The sequence below is a fragment of the Streptomyces sp. NBC_01142 genome (assembly GCF_026341125.1).
GTDB lineage: Bacteria > Actinomycetota > Actinomycetes > Streptomycetales > Streptomycetaceae > Streptomyces.
In genome coordinates, this window is record NZ_JAPEOR010000001.1 from 1,512,185 (window position 1) to 1,529,354 (window position 17,170).

Consider the following 17,170-nt stretch of genomic DNA (forward strand, 5'->3'; position numbering starts at 1 on the left):
ATCTGTTGCATCCCTTGCCTACCGCTATGACACTGTCTTCCCTGATCACATCGCTAGCCCAAGGAAAGAGAGAGAAGACACCCCGCATCCCACACTGGCGGAAGAACTTTCGGGATCGACGGCTCTGCGCACCGCGGCGCACTGGCCGCGGGCGGGGCCACCGTCGCCGTGCTTGCCTGCGGCGTCGATGTCGCCTATCCACGCGGCCACGCAGAGTTGATCGGCCGCATTGCGGAACAGGGGTTGGTCATCAGTGAGTTGCCGCCGGGCGATCACCCCACGCCCCGCAGATTCATCCTCCGCAACCGCGTGATCGCAGCCCTCACGCGGGGCACCGTTGTCGTCGAGGCCGAGTACCGGAGCGGTTCGCTCGTCACGGCGCGCAGTGCACAGCGGCTGGGCCGCCACACGATGGGCGTTCCCGGACCTGCCACCAGCGGACTATCGGCCGGGGTGCATGAACTGCTGCGCGGTGAGGGTGTACTGGTCACCGATGCCTCCGAAGTGGCCGAGCTGGTCGGCGACATTGGCGATCTCGCCCCGGACCGCCGGGGCCCGGTTCTCCCCAGAGACCTGCTGGATCCCTTCAGCGCACGCGTCCTTGAAGCCCTGCCGGCCGGAGGAGCGGTCGGCGCAGAGCACGTCGCCCGGGACGCCGGGGCGACCGTGGACGAGACGCTCGGCAGACTGTACGAACTCCACTCACTGGGGTTCGTCGAACGTCATGGCGATCACTGGCAGTTGACGCGCGGTGCGATCCGCGGCTCGAACGCGCGGCGAGGCGGTGCTTGACCTGGAGCATTCGGGTGAAAAGGTGACATCGATGACCTTTGTAATCCCGTCGGTGTCGTCAGTGCTGTTGGTGCTGTCGGTGACACCCGAAGGGTCGGCGCGCACGGCGTCGGCCCGCGTTCGAAGGTGTGGCCGACGGGCGGTACCCGCACAGGTTCGTTCCCCCGCCCTTGCTCACCGCAACTCTGCAGTCACGCTACGCTCACCAGGATTCCGGCCCAGACGCTCGTCCCCCACATCACAGCAGAACGGCTCAAGGCAACGCATGCCCCAGCACACCTCCGGGTCTGACCGCGCGGCAGTGTCACCCACTGCCCGTGGCACCGTGCGGCCCCCAGCTCCCACGTCGCTCGACGAGCTGTGGCGGTCGTACAAGGCGACGGGTGACGAGCGGCTGCGGGAACAGCTGATCCTGCACTACTCGCCCCTGGTGAAGTACGTCGCGGGCCGGGTCAGCGTGGGCCTGCCGTCCAACGTCGAGCAGGCGGACTTCGTCTCCTCCGGAGTCTTCGGACTCATCGACGCCATTGAGAAGTTCGACATCGAGCGGTCCATCAAGTTCGAGACGTACGCGATCACCCGGATCCGCGGCGCGATGATCGACGAACTGCGTGCGCTGGACTGGATTCCACGCTCCGTGCGGCAGAAGGCCAGAGCCGTGGAGCGGGCCTATGCCACGCTCGAGGCACAGTTGAGGCGCACTCCGTCGGAGAGCGAGGTCGCCGCCGAGATGGGCGTCGCGCTCGAGGAACTGCATGCGGTTTTCAGCCAGTTGTCGCTGGCGAACGTCGTGGCGCTGGAGGAGCTGCTGCATGCCGGCGGCGAAGGCGGCGACCGGCTCAGCCTGATGGACACCCTCGAGGACACTGCCGCCGACAACCCCGTCGAAGTGGCCGAGGACCGGGAGCTGCGGCGGCTGCTCGCCCGTGCCATCAACACCCTGCCGGAGCGCGAGAAGACCGTGGTCACCCTTTACTACTACGAGGGCCTCACCCTGGCCGAAATCGGCAACGTACTCGGCGTCACGGAGAGCAGGGTCAGCCAGATCCATACGAAGTCGGTGCTGCAACTGCGGGCCAAGCTGGCCGACGTCGGACGTTGACGGTGAATCGTGCCTGCCGCATCCGTACAGTGGTGATGTGCCCAGGATTCGAGCGGCCTCCGTGGCCGAGCACCGGACGATGCAGCGCGGCGCCCTGCTGGACGCTGCGCGCTCCCTGCTTTCCGAAGGCGGTACGGAGGCGCTGACCTTCCCGGCGCTCGCCGAGCGCACAGGCCTGGCGCGGTCCTCCGTCTATGAGTACTTCCGCTCGCGTGCCGCGGTCGTGGAGGAGCTCTGCGCGGTCGACTTCCCCCTCTGGGCGGCGGAGGTCGAAGCCGTGATGGAGCAGGCGGACACGGCCGAGGGCAAGGTCGAGGCGTATGTACGCCGGCAGCTGGACCTGGTCGGGGACCGGCGCCACCGGGCGGTTGTCGCGATCTCGGCGAGTGAGCTGGACGCCGGGGCGCGGGAGAAGATCCGCGCAGCGCACGGCGGGCTGATCGCCATGATCGTCGAGGCGCTCGCCGAGCTGGGCCACGACCAGCCCAGGCTGGCGGCGATGCTCCTGCAGGGAGTCGTGGACGCCGCGGTCCGCCGTATCGAGCTCGGCGTGGCCGAGGATCCGGGGGCCATCGCCGACGCTGCCGTGTCGATGGCGCTGCGGGGTGTGCGGGGCTGACCCCGCACGGGCGCCGCCCCCGTCCGAGCCTGGGGTGGGCCACGGCGGCGGTGACCAGGAGCAGTACCGCGTGCATGGCTTCGGCCGTCCCCGCGCGACCCGGCGCGGCTGCGGCTGCGGCTGCGGGTGCGGGTGCGGCAACGGGCGCGGCCGACGGTGCGAGTGGCGCATCGAGGGACGGGACACCGAAGACCGGGAGCAGCCTGGACGGGGCACGGCGCAGCAGCCAGGGCGGCAGCAGGGACAGCGGGTCCAGATACTCCGTGCCACGCCGCAGACCCCAGTGGAGACAGCCCGCATCACAGTGGGACGGCCCCGGTGCGACCGTGGCCACCACGTCGCCGGCGCTCACCTCCGCACCCTCGGGGAGCAGCGGGCGCACCGGTTCGTATGTCGTACGCAGCGGTGGGTCACCCGTACCGGTGAGGCTGAGCGAGAGCACCCCCCGGCCGGCGACCTGGCCGGCGAAGGAGACCCGGCCGGCAGCCGCGGCCCGTACCGGGGTGCCGGGCGGTGCGGCCAGATCCACCCCGCGGTGGCCCGGGCCGTACGCCGAAGCCGGTGGCTCCCAGCCCCGTACGACCACAGGGCGCGGCGGCCCCAGCGGCCAGCTCCGGTCATGGCCGGCGGCCGGGGCCGGGCCCGCGCCGAGGGTGAGCAGGGCAAGGGCGAGTACGGGGACGAACAGGCTGAGGTACATGCACAGACCGTCCCGCGGGAAGCCCGTCTCGCGCTGATCATGGTCCGGATCTGTGGACAACCGGCCGGTTGTGGACAGCGCCGTCACCCGGCACCGCCCGGGTCCCGTACACTTCTTCTGGCGATCCGGGTCACCGGGTCGACTTCGCACGCCCCGCCACCACACCCTCAGCGGTCGGTGGCCGCGCTCCTCGGTCCCTTGTGGCACGGCGCGTCGGGGCGTCAGGACATAACCGAGAATCCAAGGAGATACGGCCATGGCCGTCGTCACGATGCGGGAGCTGCTGGAAAGCGGCGTCCACTTCGGTCACCAGACCCGTCGTTGGAACCCGAAGATGAAGCGTTTCATCTTCACGGAGCGCAACGGCATCTACATCATCGACCTGCTCCAGTCGCTGTCGTACATCGACCGCGCCTACGAGTTCGTCAAGGAGACCGTTGCCCACGGCGGCTCCATCATGTTCGTCGGCACCAAGAAGCAGGCCCAGGAGGCCATCGCCGAGCAGGCGACGCGCGTTGGTATGCCGTACGTCAACCAGCGTTGGCTGGGCGGCATGCTCACCAACTTCTCCACCGTCTACAAGCGCCTTCAGCGTCTGAAGGAGCTTGAGCAGATCGACTTCGAGGATGTGGCCGCCTCCGGCCTCACCAAGAAGGAGCTCCTGGTCCTCTCGCGCGAGAAGGCCAAGCTGGAGAAGACCCTCGGTGGTATCCGCGAGATGCAGAAGGTGCCCAGCGCCGTCTGGATCGTCGACACCAAGAAGGAGCACATCGCCGTCGGTGAGGCGCGCAAGCTCCACATCCCGGTCGTCGCGATCCTCGACACCAACTGCGACCCCGACGAGGTCGACTACAAGATCCCGGGCAACGACGACGCGATCCGCTCCGTCACCCTGCTCACCCGCGTGATCGCCGACGCCGTCGCCGAGGGCCTCATCGCCCGTTCCGGCGTCGCCACCGGTGACTCCAAGCCGGGCGAGAAGGCCGCCGGCGAGCCGCTCGCCGAGTGGGAGCGCGACCTCCTCGAGGGCGAGAAGAAGGCTGACTCCGACGAGGCTGCCGAGGCTCCGGCCGCCGCCGAGGCCGAGAAGCCGGCCGAGGCCGCTGCTGAGGCCCCTGCCGCCGAGGCGCCCGCCGCTGAGGCCGAGGCCCCCGCCGCCGAGGCTCCGGCCGCGGACACCGAGCAGGCCTGACCTCACAGGTTCGGTAGTTGACGGCGGGGGACGGTGCCACAAGCACCGGCCCCCGCCGCTCACCCGTAGATCTTCGACTTTCGACTTTCGAGAGAGATTCAAGGACATGGCGAACTACACCGCCGCTGACGTCAAGAAGCTCCGCGAGCTCACCGGCGCCGGCATGATGGACTGCAAGAAGGCGCTGGACGAGGCCGAGGGCAACGTCGACAAGGCCGTCGAGGCTCTGCGCATCAAGGGCCAGAAGGGCGTCGCCAAGCGCGAGGGCCGCTCCGCCGAGAACGGCGCCGTCGTCTCTCTCATCTCCGACGACAACACCTCCGGTGTCATCGTCGAGCTGAAGTGCGAGACGGACTTCGTGGCCAAGGGCGACAAGTTCCAGGCCGTCGCGGGCGCGCTCGCCGCCCACGCCGCCGCGACCTCCCCGGCCGACATCGAGGCGCTGCTCGCCTCCGAGATCGAGCCCGGCAAGACCGTCCAGGCGTACGTCGACGAGGCCAACGCCAACCTCGGCGAGAAGATCGTCCTGGACCGCTTCGCGCAGTTCACGGGTGGGTACGTTGCCGCGTACATGCACCGCACCATGCCTGACCTCCCGCCGCAGATCGGCGTCCTCGTCGAGCTCGACAAGGCGACCGATGAGGCCGCTGCGGTCGCCAAGGGCATCGCGCAGCACATCGCCGCCTTCGCGCCGAAGTACCTCTCCCGTGAGGACGTCCCGGCCGAGGTCGTCGAGGCCGAGCGCCGCGTCGCCGAGGAGACCACGCGCGCCGAGGGCAAGCCCGAGGCCGCCCTCCCGAAGATCGTCGAGGGTCGCGTCAACGGCTTCTTCAAGGAGGCCACGCTCCTGGGCCAGCCGTACGCGCTCGACAACAAGAAGTCCGTCCAGAAGGTCCTGGACGAGGCCGGTGTCACGCTGAAGCGCTTCGCGCGCATCAAGGTCGGCATCTGACCCGTTAAGCGATCGACACGGGAGCCCGCTAGGGTTCCTTACGCAGTCGCCGGTCGCACTCGCGCCGGACGACCGCAGATCTGACGAGGAGGCCATTGCCGACAGGGACATACATACCCACCGGCAATGGCCTTCTTCGTATGTGCACGAGGAGATCTCCATGAACAAGGGCGCGGACGCCACCAAGGCTGCCGAAGACAAGAGCGACCACGACGGCAAGAAGGCCGGACGCTTCATGCTGAAGCTGTCCGGTGAGGCGTTCGCCGGCGGTGGCGGGCTCGGCGTCGACCCCGACGTCGTACACGCCATGGCACGCGAGATCGCCGCGGTCGTCCGTGACGGCGCGGAGATCGCGGTCGTCATCGGCGGCGGCAACTTCTTCCGCGGAGCCGAGCTCCAGCAGCGCGGCATGGACCGGGCCCGCTCCGACTACATGGGCATGCTCGGTACGGTCATGAACTGCCTCGCCCTCCAGGACTTCCTGGAGAAGGAAGGCATCGACTCCCGCGTTCAGACCGCCATCACCATGGGCCAGGTCGCGGAGCCGTACATCCCCCTGCGCGCCGTGCGTCATCTGGAGAAGGGCCGCGTCGTCATCTTCGGCGCCGGTATGGGCATGCCCTACTTCTCCACCGACACCACCGCCGCACAGCGCGCGCTGGAGATCGATGCCGAAGCCCTGCTGATGGGCAAGAACGGCGTCGACGGGGTCTACGATTCCGACCCCAAGACCAACCCCGACGCGGTGAAGTTCGACGCGCTGGAGTACGGCGAGGTGCTCTCCCGCAATCTCAAGGTCGCCGACGCCACCGCCATCACTCTCTGCCGCGACAACGCCCTTCCGATCCTCGTCTTCGAACTGCTCGCCGAAGGCAATATCGCTCGGGCCGTCAAGGGTGAGAAGATCGGCACGCTCGTGAGCGACCAGGGCACCCGGGCCTGACTCGGGACGTCCCTCGAGGATGGACAAAGGCCTGCCGGTCGGACACCGTGCAGGGAATACGCGACACAGGTTCCGCCGGCCCTGTTGCATGCCGGGCCAACTCAAGACACGCAGGAGCAAGTGGTGATCGAAGAGACCCTCCTCGAGGCCGAGGAGAAGATGGAGAAGGCCGTCCTGGTCGCCAAGGATGACTTCGCCGCGATCCGCACCGGACGTGCGCACCCGGCGATGTTCAACAAGATCGTGGCCGACTACTACGGTGCGCTGACCCCGATCAACCAGCTGGCGTCCTTCTCGGTTCCCGAGGCGCGGATGGCCGTGGTGACCCCGTTCGACAAGACCGCTCTGCGCAACATCGAGCAGGCGATCCGGGACTCCGACCTCGGCGTCAACCCGAGCAACGACGGCAACATCATCCGAGTGGTGTTCCCGGAGCTCACGCAGGACCGCCGCAAGGAGTACATCAAGGTCGCCAAGACCAAGGCCGAGGACTCCAAGATCTCGATCCGCTCCGTCCGCCGCAAGGCGAAGGAGACCATCGACAAGCTGGTCAAGGATGGCGAGGTCGGCGAGGACGAGGGCCGCCGCGCCGAGAAGGAGCTCGACGACACCACCGCGAAGTACGTCTCGCAGGTGGACGAGCTGCTCAAGCACAAGGAAGCCGAGCTGCTCGAGGTCTGATGAACGACTCTTCCTGGGGGGCCCCGCCGAGAGCCGGTTACTGGGGGCCGCCCGACCAGGGGCCTGTCCCGGCGGGTCCCGCATACGATGGGCATGAGGCACAGCAGACTCGGCCCATGCCCATCGTGCCGGACTTTCCCGACGCAGGTAGAGACGCCGAAGACCGTAACGACGGCGAGGACCGCAACGACCGCGACCGGGGGTCCGCTCGGCCGAGTGGTCCCCTGTTCCGCGACGAGACGCCGCAGGAGCCCATGCACACCCCGCCGCCGTCGGCAGCGCCCGAGCCGCAGAAGAAGCGGGCCGGCCGTGACCTGCGCGCGGCCATAGGGGTCGGCGTGGGACTCGGCGCGGTGATCGTCGCGTCGCTCTTCATCGTCAAGGCCGTGTTCGTGGGCGTGATTGCGGTCGCGGTCGTGGTCGGGCTCTGGGAGCTCACCTCCCGGCTCGAGGAGCGCAAGCAGATCAAGGCGCCGCTGGTGCCTCTCGCGGTCGGCGGCGCGGCGATGGTGGTGGCCGGGTACGTGCGCGGCGCGGAGGGTGCCTGGGTTGCCATGGCGCTCACGGCGCTCGCGGTGCTGGTCTGGCGGATGACCGAGCCGCCCGAGGGCTATCTGAGGGACGTTACGGCGGGCGTCTTCGCGGCGTTCTACGTCCCCTTCCTGGCGACGTTCGTCGCGATGATGCTCGCGGCGGACGACGGGCCGCAGCGGGTGCTCGTCTTCCTCGTACTTACTGTGGTCAGCGACACGGGTGCGTACGCCGTCGGCTGGCGCTTCGGCAAGCACAAGCTCGCGCCGCGCATCAGCCCCGGAAAGACCCGCGAGGGACTGGTCGGCGCGGTGGCGTTCGCGATGGCTGCGGGCGCGCTGTTCATGGAGTTCCTCATCGACGACGGCACGTGGTGGCAGGGCCTGGTGCTCGGCTTCGCCGTCGCGGCCACTGCGACGCTCGGCGACCTGGGCGAGTCGATGATCAAGCGGGACCTCGGCATCAAGGACATGGGCACGCTGCTCCCGGGGCACGGCGGCATCATGGACCGGCTGGATTCGCTGCTGCCGACCGCGCCGGTGGTGTGGCTGCTTCTGGTGATCTTCGTGGGAAGCGGCTGACCCGGCCATTCGTACGTGAGGGGTTCGTTGTCCACAGGGCGGCGAACCCCTCTTCGTATCTCTGCGGCACTGGCAGCACCATGCCCGAGCCTGGAAACCCATCCGCCTCGGGCAGCGCCAGGTCTCCTGCCTGGGCCGTCGCGCCCTGACTTTCGAGCGGGCCGACCGCGCCCCGGCCGGGTACTGGCGCGCAGCGGCAACCAGCTCCCGCCCGCCGGTTGACCGCGCAACCTCGTCCACGTCGACGTCCGCGTCCGCCCGGCATCGCGACGGGCGGACGGGAGGCTTCGCTGCTTCCTCAGCAGAACTTGGCGGCTGCCGCGGCGGCTCCCTCTTTCCAGCCGTCGTCGTAGCTCTTGGTGCGGGGTGCGATTCCCTGCGGCTGCGTGGCCTGGCAGTTCGCCTTGACCGCCTTGTGGCCGGCGGTGAAGCCCGCCGCGCGCTCCTCGTCCTTCTGTGCCTGCGGGCCCTTCGCCTTGGCGCACTTGACGGTGTCCTCACCGTCGTCCACCACGATGTGGTACTGGGCGTCCTTTGCGCCGGGCACGACGAAAGCGCCGTCGGCGTCCACGGTGAGGTTTGTTCCGGCGTGCGACGGTCCCAGGAACGACACCTTCGCTCCCTCCGGGAATCCCTCGCCCATGAGCGAGAAGGCGGCTGGGCCCGGGGCGTCGGTGCTCCGCACCACCGCGCAACCCGGTGTCGGGAGGACGGTGGCGCTCTCGGGAGCCCTTTGGCTCATCCCTTGTGCACCGGCGGCCGAGGCGAGTGCGAACGACACGGCGAGCGGTGGTGTCAGGAGAGCGAGGCAACGTCTGCGGTTCATAGGTCCACCCTCGGATGGGCGGGCTGACCTTACAGCCCTGGTCCCGCCACTATTGCGCGAGGCCCATGACCGCGGCGTGACGCCGACGTGACGAGGGACCCGGGGAACGGGCGGGCGGCCGCCGCCCGGCCGTCCGGATCCCGCGCCTCCGACGCGGTATGCCCTGGTGGGGCGGCGGGGCAGACTCATCTCGGAAGGACGGCCGGCCGGGCCGACCGCGCGGTGCACGACAACGGTGCAGTGCGCGTGACTTCGTGCTGCGACGGGTCCCGGTTCACAGCACTCCAAGGTCAGTGTCCGGTCGGCAGTAGGGGCACGCCGTAATGCCGTCCTCTGTGATCGCGCGAAGTGCCTGCTCACGGGTCAGCGGCCGGGTGGCATTGCCGGCCATCCCGCAGTCGCTGGTGTGGACGGCGTCGGGGGTCGGCCGCCCGCCTGCTCGCTGCATGGAAAGCCTCCACTCCGGCACGCGTGGGGGCAGCGTGCGGGCTGCGCGTGCGGCCGCCGCTTCCTGCTTCTCCAGCTCGGCGATGGTCTCGTCCGTGCGGCGCAGCTGCCAGGCCAGCCACTGGCGGACGCTGCGCAGGCGCTCCAGGCGAGGCACTTGTTCGGACACGTGTTCGAGTCTAGGTCCTGGTGGGGCCGCTGCACGACAGAGCCCGTCCTGGGGCGGGGGAGGGCTCTGTCACGTGCGTCGGCTCCTGAGGGTGTGGCGGTACAGCCCTGCTTTCCCTCCCGCTGTCGCTGTGGCCAGCCGGAATTGCTCTGAGGCTGGGTCGTCCGAGGATGCCCAACAGCCACCGGCAACGACCGGCAACGCCTGCCCCGGGTCTCGGCGATTGCAGGTCACGACACTCCATCTGCGACACTCGAGGCACCATGCCCAAGCCCGGAGAACTCACTTTCGTCGCGCCCCGCGGAGCCAAGAAGCCACCGCGGCACCTTGCCGACCTCACGCCCGCCGAGCGCAAGGACGCCGTCGCCGCGATCGGCGAGAAGCCGTTCCGCGCCAAGCAGCTCTCGCAGCACTACTTCGCGCGATACGCCCACGACCCGGCCCAGTGGACCGACATCCCTGCGGCTGCGCGCGAGAAGCTCGCCTCCGAGCTGCTCCCCGATCTGATGTCCGTCGTACGGCACATCTCGTGCGACGACGACACGACCCGCAAGACGCTCTGGCGGCTGCACGACGGCACGCTCGTCGAGTCCGTGCTGATGCGCTACCCGGACCGGGTGACGATGTGCATCTCGTCGCAGGCCGGCTGCGGGATGAACTGCCCCTTCTGCGCGACGGGCCAGGCCGGTCTCGACCGCAATCTGTCGACCGCGGAGATCGTGCACCAGATCGTCGACGGCATGCGCGCCCTGCGCGACGGCGAGGTGCCCGGCGGTCCGGCGCGGCTGTCGAACATCGTCTTCATGGGGATGGGGGAGCCGCTCGCCAACTACAAGCGGGTCGTCGGCTCCATCCGGCGGCTGACCGACCCCGAGCCGGACGGGCTCGGGCTCTCGCAGCGCGGGATCACCGTCTCCACCGTCGGTCTGGTGCCCGCGATGCTGCGCTTCGCCGACGAGGGCTTCAAGTGCCGGCTGGCCGTCTCGCTGCACGCGCCGGACGACGAGCTGCGCGACACCCTGGTTCCGGTGAACACCCGGTGGAAGGTCCGCGAGGTGCTGGACGCCGCGTGGGAGTACGCGGAGAAGTCCGGCCGCCGGATCTCCATCGAGTACGCCCTGATCCGCGACATCAACGACCAGGCGTGGCGGGGTGATCTGCTGGGCCGGCTGCTCAAGGGCAAGCGGGTCCATGTCAATCTCATCCCGCTGAACCCGACGCCGGGATCGAAGTGGACCGCCTCCCGTCCCGAGGACGAGAAGGCGTTCGTGGATGCCATCGCGGCGCACGGGGTGCCCGTGACGGTTCGCGATACCCGTGGCCAGGAGATCGACGGAGCGTGCGGACAGCTGGCCGCTTCGGAGCGTTAGGTTCCGTGTAACCTGACGGGAAACATCTGCATATTCCGACAGGGGAGCGCCACAGCGCTGAGAGTGCGACACCGTCAGGTCGCAGACCCTCTGAACCTTGCCCAGGTCATTCTGGGTAGGAAGTTCGGTCATTACTCACAAGCTGTTGCGCCCTGCCCGGATCCTGCTCAGGACCGGGCAGGGCCGCGTCTCTTCCTGGTCATCTCCAGGAGGAATCCGATGAGCACCACCAAGAAGATCACGGTCACCGCGCTGGCCGCTGCGCTGGGTGTCTCCACGCTCGCCGCCTGTGGCGGGGAGGCAAAGGACTCCGCGGACGGCGGTGCCACGTCCAAGACCGTGACGCTGGTCAGCCATGAATCGTTCGCCGCCTCGGCCTCCGTGCTGAAGGAGTTCACCAAGGAGACCGGCTACACGGTCAAGGTGCTCAAGAGCGGGGACGCAGGCGCGGCCCTCAACAAGGAGATCCTCACCAAGGGCTCCCCCCAGGGCGATGTCTTCTTCGGCGTCGACAACACCCTGCTCTCGCGTGCGCTCGACAACGGCCTGTTCACGCCGTACGAGGCCAAGGGCCTGGCCCAGGTCACCGACGAGGTCCAGCTCGACAAGGACCAGCACCGCGTCACGCCCGTCGACACCGGCGACATCTGCGTCAACTACGACAAGAAGTACTTCGCCGACAAGAAGCTCGCTCCGCCGCAGACCTTCGACGATCTGGCCGACCCCGCCTACAAGGACCTGCTGGTCGTCGAGAATGCCGCGACCTCCTCGCCCGGCCTCGGATTCCTGCTCGGCTCCGTCGGCAAGTACGGCGACGACGGCTGGCAGGACTACTGGAAGAAGCTGAAGGACAACGGCGTCAAGGTCGTGGACGGCTGGGACCAGGCTTACAACGAGGAGTTCTCCGGCTCCGCGGGCGGCAAGAAGGCCAAGGCCGACCGCCCGCTGGTCGTCTCCTACGCCTCCAGCCCGCCGGTCGAGGTGCTCTTCGCCGAGCCGCAGCCGGCCGAGGCACCGACCGGTGTCGCGACCGGCACCTGCTTCCGTCAGACCGAGTTCGCGGGTCTGCTCAAGGGCGCGAAGAACGAGGCGGGCGGCAAGGCCCTGCTGGACTTCCTGGTCTCCAAGAAGTTCCAGGAGGACATGCCGCTGAAGATGTTCGTCAACCCGGTGGTCAAGGACGCCAAGCTGCCCGAGGTGTTCACCAAGCACGGCGTCGTGGTCGACAAGCCGGAGACCGTGTCCCCCGAGGAGATCGCCGAGAACCGTGAGCAGTGGGTCCAGTCGTGGTCCTCGCTCGTACTGAAGTAAGGAAGTCGCTGCGCGGGAATGCGGCGCGGCTCGGACTGATGGCCGGGCCCGTCGTGTTCTTCGCGGTCTTCTTCGCCTACCCCGTGGCCGCGATCGTCGGCCGGGGTCTCCAGATCGACGGGGTATGGCAGTTCGGCCGGATCGGCGAGGTCCTCGGCCGCTCCGACATTCTGCGCGTCCTGTGGTTCACCACCTGGCAGGCGCTCGCCTCCACCGCGCTCACCCTGCTGATCGCCCTGCCCGGCGCGTACGTCTTCGCCCGCCTCGACTTTCCCGGCAAGCAGCTGCTGCGGGCCGTGGTCACTGTTCCGTTCGTGCTGCCGACCGTTGTCGTCGGGACGGCGTTCCTGGCGCTGCTGGGGCGCGGCGGGCTCCTCGACGAAATGTGGGGTCTGCGGCTGGACACGACGGTGTGGTCGATCCTGCTCGCGCATGTCTTCTTCAACTACGCCGTGGTCGTACGGACCGTGGGCGGTCTGTGGTCGCAACTCGATCCGCGCCAGGAGGAGGCCGCCCGGGTGCTCGGTGCCGGACGGTTCGCGGCGTGGCGGCGCGTGACTCTGCCGGCGCTCGGGCCCGCCGTGGCCGCGGCCGCCCTCATGGTCTTCCTCTTCACCTTCACCTCCTTCGGTGTCGTACAGATCCTCGGCGGACCGACCTTCGCCACCCTCGAAGTGGAGATCTACCGGCAGACCGCCCAGCTGCTCGACCTGCCGACGGCGGCCGTGCTGACGCTGGTGCAGTTCGCCGCGGTGGGCGGCATCCTCGCCGTACACGCCTGGACCGTACGGCGTCGGGAGACGGCGCTGAAGCTGGTGGACCCGGCGCAGACCGCGCGGCGGCCGCGCGGCGCAGGGCAGTGGGCGCTGCTCGGCGGGGTCCTCGTCACCATCGGGCTGCTGATTCTGGCGCCGCTCTGGGTGCTCGTGGAGCGCTCCTTCGACGGGGCGGCCGGCTACGGTTTCGGCTACTACCGGGTGCTGTTCACCATGGACCCGAGCGGGGGCGCGTTCCTGGTGCCGCCGATCGAGGCCGTGTGGAACTCCCTGCAGTACGCGCTCGCCGCCACCGCCATCGCGCTGCTCATCGGCGGGCTCGCGGCGGCCGCGCTGACCCGCAGGGCAGGCCGGCTGGTGCGCGGCTTCGACGCGCTGCTCATGCTGCCGCTCGGCGTCTCCGCCGTGACCGTCGGCTTCGGCTTCCTGATCACCCTCGACGAGCCGCCGCTGGACCTGCGGGCCTCCTGGATTCTGGTGCCGCTCGCCCAGGCTCTGGTCGGCGTCCCCTTCGTCGTACGCACGATGCTGCCGGTCCTGCGGGCGGTGGACGACCGGCTGCGCGAGGCGGCCGCTGTGCTCGGCGCGTCTCCGCTGCGGGCCTGGCGCGAGGTCGATCTGCCGCTGGTGCGGCGGGCGTTGCTCATTGCCGCGGGGTTCGCCTTCGCGGTGTCCCTGGGCGAGTTCGGGGCGACCGTCTTCATCGCCAGGCCCGACAATCCGACGCTGCCGGTGGCCGTGGCGAGCCTCCTCGGCCGGCCCGGCGAGCTCAACTACGGGCAGGCGATGGCGCTCAGCACCATCCTGATGCTGGTGTGCGCGGCGGCTCTGCTGCTGCTCGAACGCCTGCGTACCGACCGACCGTCCGGGGAGTTCTGATGGCCTTGCTGCGACTGGATGACATCACCGTACGGTTCGGGGCGCGGGCGGCGCTCGACGCGGTGGACCTGGAGGTCGCCGAGCACGAGATCGTCTGTGTGCTGGGGCCGAGCGGCAGCGGAAAGTCCACGCTGCTGCGGGTCGTCGCGGGCCTGCAGGATGCCGACGCCGGGCGGGTGCTGCTGTCCGGCGCTGACCAGGCCGGGGTGCCGGTGCACCGGCGGGGCGTGGGCCTGATGTTCCAGGACCACCAGCTCTTCCCGCAGCGCGACGTGGGCGGCAATGTCGCTTTCGGGCTGCGTATGCGCGGCACAGGGCGGGGCGAACAGGTGTCTCGGGTGGGTGAGTTGCTGGAGCTGGTGGGGCTGCCGGGGGCGCAACGGCGGGCCGTGGCGTCACTGTCCGGCGGCGAGCAGCAGCGGGTGGCGCTGGCCCGGGCGCTTGCACCGGAGCCGCGGCTGCTGATGCTGGACGAGCCGCTCGGCCAGCTGGACCGGGGGCTGCGGGAGCGGCTCGTCGTCGAACTGCGCGGGCTGTTCGGGCGGTTGGGTACGACGGTGCTCGCCGTCACCCACGACCAGGGCGAGGCCTTCGCGCTCGCCGACCGCGTGGTCGTCATGCAGGACGGCCGGATCGCCCAGGCGGGCACACCGCTGGAAGTGTGGCAGCGGCCCGTCTCCGAGTTCGTGGCCCGCTTCCTCGGCTTCGGCAACGTGGTGGCGGCGACGGTGAGCGGCACGGCCGCGGACACCCCGTGGGGCAAGGTCCCGGTGCCGGACGGTTCACCGCAGGGCGCGCGGACGGTACTGGTACGACCGGCCGGGGTACGGCTCACGGACCCCGAGGGCGGCCTGCGCTGCACGGTCGAGGCGCGCACCTTCCGGGGCAGCCACGTCGCCCTCCAGCTTCGGCCGGACGACGGGCCGCCGCTGGAGGCGGAGTGCTCCCTGCGGGACGCGCCGGAGGAAGGGGCGGCCGTGGGGGCCGTCTTCTCCGCCGAGGACGTGGTGGTGCTGGCTCCGGCCGGCTGACTCGGTCATTCACTCAGCCCGTTGACTCAGCGGTGGACTCAGTCGCTGTCGCTGTCGCTGTCGCTGTCGCCTGCGCAGGCGGCGGCGATCGCGAGGCTGTCCTCGTACACGCGGTAACGGGTGATCAGACCGTCCTCGACGGTCAGCCGCATGGCGAAGGGCGACCGAAAGGACTTCCCGGTGGCCCGTACCGTGCCGGCGAGCTGCCCGCTCAGCATCGCTTCCGTACCGTCCACGACGATCACGTCGACCCTCGTGGCGTCCGGGTCGGGCGTCTGCCCCTCGGCCAGGGCACGGAAGTGGTCCGCGACGTCGGCGCGCGTCGTGCGGGGCCGGATCCAGGGCACGGTCGGGTTCTCGGCGATCTCCCAGTCGACCTTCTCCGCGAACAGTGCGGCGATACGGTCGGGCCCGCCCTCCCCGACCCGCCCCAGGAAGTCCTGGACGGTGGCGCGGGTGCGGTCGGTGGTGGTCGTGGTGCTCATTCCGGCCCCTTCGTCGTGTTCCGTGTTCCGTGCACGGGGCCGATCCTTGCTGCTGCCCGCTGCCGGGGTCGATTACCTGGCGGGTAAGACGACAGCGTCGGGAGGCGGGGCATACGGCCCCGCCTCCCGACGTAAACGCGGATGGTCCATGGTCGTCAGCCGACGATGTCGCCCGCCGCGTCCGCCTTGGCCTGGGCGGCCCGGAGCATCCGCTCGAACGTGCCGTCCTCCGCCCACCGGCGGAATCGGGTGTGAAGCGTCACCCACATCCCGTAGTGGCCGGACGAACTCCCACTCGGCATCGGACAGTTCAGGGCGACCTATCACGACTCCATGATCCACCATCCAAGATCATTTGAAGACACTGCCCAGGGCCGAGTCCTTAGCGACGGCCAGGGCCTCCGAGCTTCGCGTGACGTGTCGGCCGGCCGGGCGCCGCTGCGCCCGGCCGGCTCGTCGGCGAACGCCATAACGGGCCGAGCGTGTGTCCGAATGCATGTGTCTGATAATTGATCACGTGGCGGTGGGGGTGAAGCACGGCTGTGCGACAACCGGTGAGGGGCTGGTTCGCTGCCACGTCAAAGGCGTGGGGGATCGCATGGGATTGCTGGTTGCGTTGGATGCTGACGTGGCGTGTGAGGACAGGTTCGATTGGTTTTGCGAGACAGTGTCCAGCGATGTGATGCCTGTCATGCTCAGCACCCAGCATGCGGCCGACTTCCGGGCGAGCGTCACGGATCTGGATCTGGGCGTGGTGCGGTTGTCTGCTTTGGCTTGCTCACCGGTGCTCTCGCGCCGCACCTTGGCTCATGTCCGGCGTGGCGATCCCGAGCACCTGCAGCTGGCGCTCGTCACACAAGGTGCTTTCAGGATCTCTCAGCGGGGCAACGAATCGGTGGTCGCGGGGGGACTCGTGCTCACGGACACCTCACGACCGAGTGAGGGGGAATGTACAGGCGGGCGGGTTGAGACGGTGGTTATGCAGATTCCCCGTCCGGACCTGGCGCTGCGCCCGGACCGGGTGGACCGCCTCCTCGCACAGGGCATGGCTGCAGACGTGGGGTCAGGGGCAATCCTCGCCGGCTTCCTGAAGACGCTGCTGACACACGGCCCGCGCTGTGGCCCGGAAGAGCTGCGTGGGATGGGGTCCGTCGCCCTCGACTTGGCCACCGCGTTTCTCGCGCAGCAGCTCGGTGACCCGGATGAGGCGCCTGCCGAGGCCCGTGCGCAGGAGACACTGCAGCGGATCTACCGCTTCATCGAGAACAACCTCGGCGACCCGGGTCTGACTCCTCAAGTGATCGCTGATCGGCACAACATGTCCCTGCGGGGTCTCTACGCCCTCTTCGGCGACCAGCAGCTGACCATCGCGGCACGTATCCGCCAAAGCCGGCTGGAGCGCGCCCACGCCGACCTCGCACGCGGGGAACTGGGCGGTCAGCCCGTTCAAGCGATCGCGGCTCGCTGGGGCTTTTCCACCGCCACCGCGTTCAGCCGGGCATTCCGCGAAGCCTACGGGATCACCCCTACCGAACACCGTGCGCTCTCCCTGGTCCCCACGGCACGCAGAGCACAGAAACCCTGCACGTCACGCACACCACCGCGCGCTGCTCGGGCCTAGATTCACCGCTGGAGACCCCGCCTCAGCGTGAGCGCAGCCACGGGGGCACTGTCCCGTCTGCTGACCGGTACACCATCGATAGTGACGGTCTGTAACAGTTGTGTCTCCGCGCCTCCTCGCTGCCCGGCGAGGGTGCGCCCAAGATCCATCTCATGGGGGAAA

General features: G+C 69.2%; 15 protein-coding genes, 2 pseudogenes and 1 riboswitch. Of the genes and pseudogenes, 13 read left to right on the plus strand and 4 right to left on the minus strand.

Going from position 1 to position 17,170, the window contains the following annotated elements; translation table 11 throughout:
- Positions 1–108: 108 nt before the first annotated feature.
- The 3 genes and pseudogenes from OG883_RS07120 to OG883_RS07130 all read left to right on the plus strand — a co-directional run.
- Positions 109–792, plus strand: a pseudogene (locus OG883_RS07120) (DNA-processing protein DprA); the annotation flags it as partial.
- A 265-nt stretch (positions 793–1,057) separates the two neighbouring features.
- Positions 1,058–1,894 (plus strand): RNA polymerase sigma factor WhiG, encoded by an 837-nt coding sequence (gene whiG, locus OG883_RS07125; protein ID WP_266536470.1) that lies wholly within the window; start codon positions 1,058–1,060, stop codon positions 1,892–1,894.
- Positions 1,895–1,955: 61 nt separating this feature from the next.
- Positions 1,956–2,513, plus strand: a complete 558-nt coding sequence (locus tag OG883_RS07130; RefSeq protein WP_266541320.1) for a TetR/AcrR family transcriptional regulator — start codon at positions 1,956–1,958, stop codon at positions 2,511–2,513.
- A 178-nt stretch (positions 2,514–2,691) separates the two neighbouring features.
- Here the strand turns inward: OG883_RS07130 and OG883_RS07135 are convergent.
- Positions 2,692–3,213: pseudogene (locus OG883_RS07135) on the minus strand (peptidoglycan DD-metalloendopeptidase family protein); the annotation flags it as partial.
- Between the two features lie 256 nt (positions 3,214–3,469).
- Here OG883_RS07135 and rpsB point away from each other — a divergent pair.
- The 5 genes from rpsB (at position 3,470) to OG883_RS07160 (ending at position 8,093) form a co-directional block, all read left to right on the plus strand.
- Positions 3,470–4,405 carry a 30S ribosomal protein S2 gene (rpsB, locus tag OG883_RS07140; RefSeq protein WP_266536472.1) on the plus strand — a complete coding sequence of 312 codons (936 nt, stop codon included), beginning with the start codon at positions 3,470–3,472 and terminating at the stop codon, positions 4,403–4,405.
- A 106-nt stretch (positions 4,406–4,511) separates the two neighbouring features.
- A complete protein-coding gene (tsf, locus tag OG883_RS07145) occupies positions 4,512–5,357 on the plus strand; it encodes a translation elongation factor Ts (RefSeq protein ID WP_266536475.1) in 846 nt (281 codons plus the stop codon).
- Positions 5,358–5,517: 160 nt separating this feature from the next.
- Complete coding sequence (pyrH, locus tag OG883_RS07150) at positions 5,518–6,300, plus strand: UMP kinase (protein WP_266536477.1); 783 nt, start codon at positions 5,518–5,520, stop codon at positions 6,298–6,300.
- A 123-nt stretch (positions 6,301–6,423) separates the two neighbouring features.
- Positions 6,424–6,981: a ribosome recycling factor gene (frr, locus tag OG883_RS07155; RefSeq protein WP_266536479.1), complete on the plus strand. Its 558-nt coding sequence runs from the start codon at positions 6,424–6,426 to the stop codon at positions 6,979–6,981.
- Positions 6,981–8,093, plus strand: a complete 1,113-nt coding sequence (locus tag OG883_RS07160; RefSeq protein WP_266536481.1) for a phosphatidate cytidylyltransferase — start codon at positions 6,981–6,983, stop codon at positions 8,091–8,093. The genes frr and OG883_RS07160 overlap by 1 nt, the downstream gene beginning before the upstream one ends.
- A 298-nt stretch (positions 8,094–8,391) precedes the next feature.
- On the opposite strand, the gene OG883_RS07165 is transcribed toward OG883_RS07160, so the two are convergent.
- Together OG883_RS07165 and OG883_RS07170 are read right to left on the minus strand one after the other, a co-directional pair.
- Positions 8,392–8,919, minus strand: coding sequence for a hypothetical protein (locus tag OG883_RS07165; RefSeq protein ID WP_266536483.1), 528 nt, complete (start codon positions 8,917–8,919; stop codon positions 8,392–8,394).
- Positions 8,920–9,193: 274 nt separating this feature from the next.
- Positions 9,194–9,535 (minus strand): DUF6233 domain-containing protein, encoded by a 342-nt coding sequence (locus OG883_RS07170; RefSeq protein ID WP_266536486.1) that lies wholly within the window; start codon positions 9,533–9,535, stop codon positions 9,194–9,196.
- Positions 9,536–9,798: 263 nt separating this feature from the next.
- On the opposite strand from OG883_RS07170, the gene rlmN reads away from it, so the two are divergent.
- The 4 genes from rlmN (at position 9,799) to OG883_RS07190 (ending at position 14,902) form a co-directional block, all read left to right on the plus strand.
- The gene (rlmN, locus tag OG883_RS07175) at positions 9,799–10,905 is read left to right on the plus strand and encodes a 23S rRNA (adenine(2503)-C(2))-methyltransferase RlmN (RefSeq protein WP_266536489.1); all 1,107 of its coding nucleotides are present in this window, start codon (positions 9,799–9,801) and stop codon (positions 10,903–10,905) included.
- 30 nt (positions 10,906–10,935) lie between these two features.
- A riboswitch (TPP riboswitch) is annotated at positions 10,936–11,045 on the plus strand.
- A gap of 79 nt (positions 11,046–11,124) precedes the next feature.
- Positions 11,125–12,216 carry a thiamine ABC transporter substrate binding subunit gene (locus tag OG883_RS07180; protein ID WP_266536492.1) on the plus strand — a complete coding sequence of 364 codons (1,092 nt, stop codon included), beginning with the start codon at positions 11,125–11,127 and terminating at the stop codon, positions 12,214–12,216.
- A 38-nt stretch (positions 12,217–12,254) separates the two neighbouring features.
- On the plus strand, positions 12,255–13,871 hold the full coding sequence (locus OG883_RS07185) for an iron ABC transporter permease (protein ID WP_266536500.1): 1,617 nt from the start codon (positions 12,255–12,257) through the stop codon (positions 13,869–13,871).
- Positions 13,871–14,902, plus strand: a complete 1,032-nt coding sequence (locus OG883_RS07190; protein WP_266536501.1) for an ABC transporter ATP-binding protein — start codon at positions 13,871–13,873, stop codon at positions 14,900–14,902. Before OG883_RS07185 ends, OG883_RS07190 begins: the two co-directional genes overlap by 1 nt.
- A 38-nt stretch (positions 14,903–14,940) precedes the next feature.
- On the opposite strand, the gene OG883_RS07195 is transcribed toward OG883_RS07190, so the two are convergent.
- Entirely contained in the window at positions 14,941–15,387 is a 447-nt protein-coding gene (locus tag OG883_RS07195; RefSeq protein WP_266536504.1) for a nuclear transport factor 2 family protein, read from the minus strand.
- 517 nt (positions 15,388–15,904) lie between these two features.
- Between OG883_RS07195 and OG883_RS07200 the strand changes: the two genes are divergently transcribed.
- Entirely contained in the window at positions 15,905–17,008 is a 1,104-nt protein-coding gene (locus OG883_RS07200; RefSeq protein ID WP_266536507.1) for a helix-turn-helix domain-containing protein, read from the plus strand.
- The last annotated feature ends 162 nt before the right edge of the window (positions 17,009–17,170 follow it).

Coding starts and splice junctions, on each gene's coding strand:
- whiG (WP_266536470.1), top strand. CDS start 1,058: ATGCCCCAGCACACCTCCGGGTCTGACCGCGCGGCAGTGTCACCCACT.
- rpsB (WP_266536472.1), top strand. CDS start 3,470: ATGGCCGTCGTCACGATGCGGGAGCTGCTGGAAAGCGGCGTCCACTTC.
- tsf (WP_266536475.1), top strand. CDS start 4,512: ATGGCGAACTACACCGCCGCTGACGTCAAGAAGCTCCGCGAGCTCACC.
- pyrH (WP_266536477.1), top strand. CDS start 5,518: ATGAACAAGGGCGCGGACGCCACCAAGGCTGCCGAAGACAAGAGCGAC.
- OG883_RS07160 (WP_266536481.1), top strand. CDS start 6,981: ATGAACGACTCTTCCTGGGGGGCCCCGCCGAGAGCCGGTTACTGGGGG.
- OG883_RS07165 (WP_266536483.1), bottom strand. CDS start 8,919: ATGAACCGCAGACGTTGCCTCGCTCTCCTGACACCACCGCTCGCCGTG.
- rlmN (WP_266536489.1), top strand. CDS start 9,799: ATGCCCAAGCCCGGAGAACTCACTTTCGTCGCGCCCCGCGGAGCCAAG.
- OG883_RS07180 (WP_266536492.1), top strand. CDS start 11,125: ATGAGCACCACCAAGAAGATCACGGTCACCGCGCTGGCCGCTGCGCTG.
- OG883_RS07185 (WP_266536500.1), top strand. CDS start 12,255: ATGGCCGGGCCCGTCGTGTTCTTCGCGGTCTTCTTCGCCTACCCCGTG.
- OG883_RS07190 (WP_266536501.1), top strand. CDS start 13,871: ATGGCCTTGCTGCGACTGGATGACATCACCGTACGGTTCGGGGCGCGG.
- OG883_RS07195 (WP_266536504.1), bottom strand. CDS start 15,387: ATGAGCACCACGACCACCACCGACCGCACCCGCGCCACCGTCCAGGAC.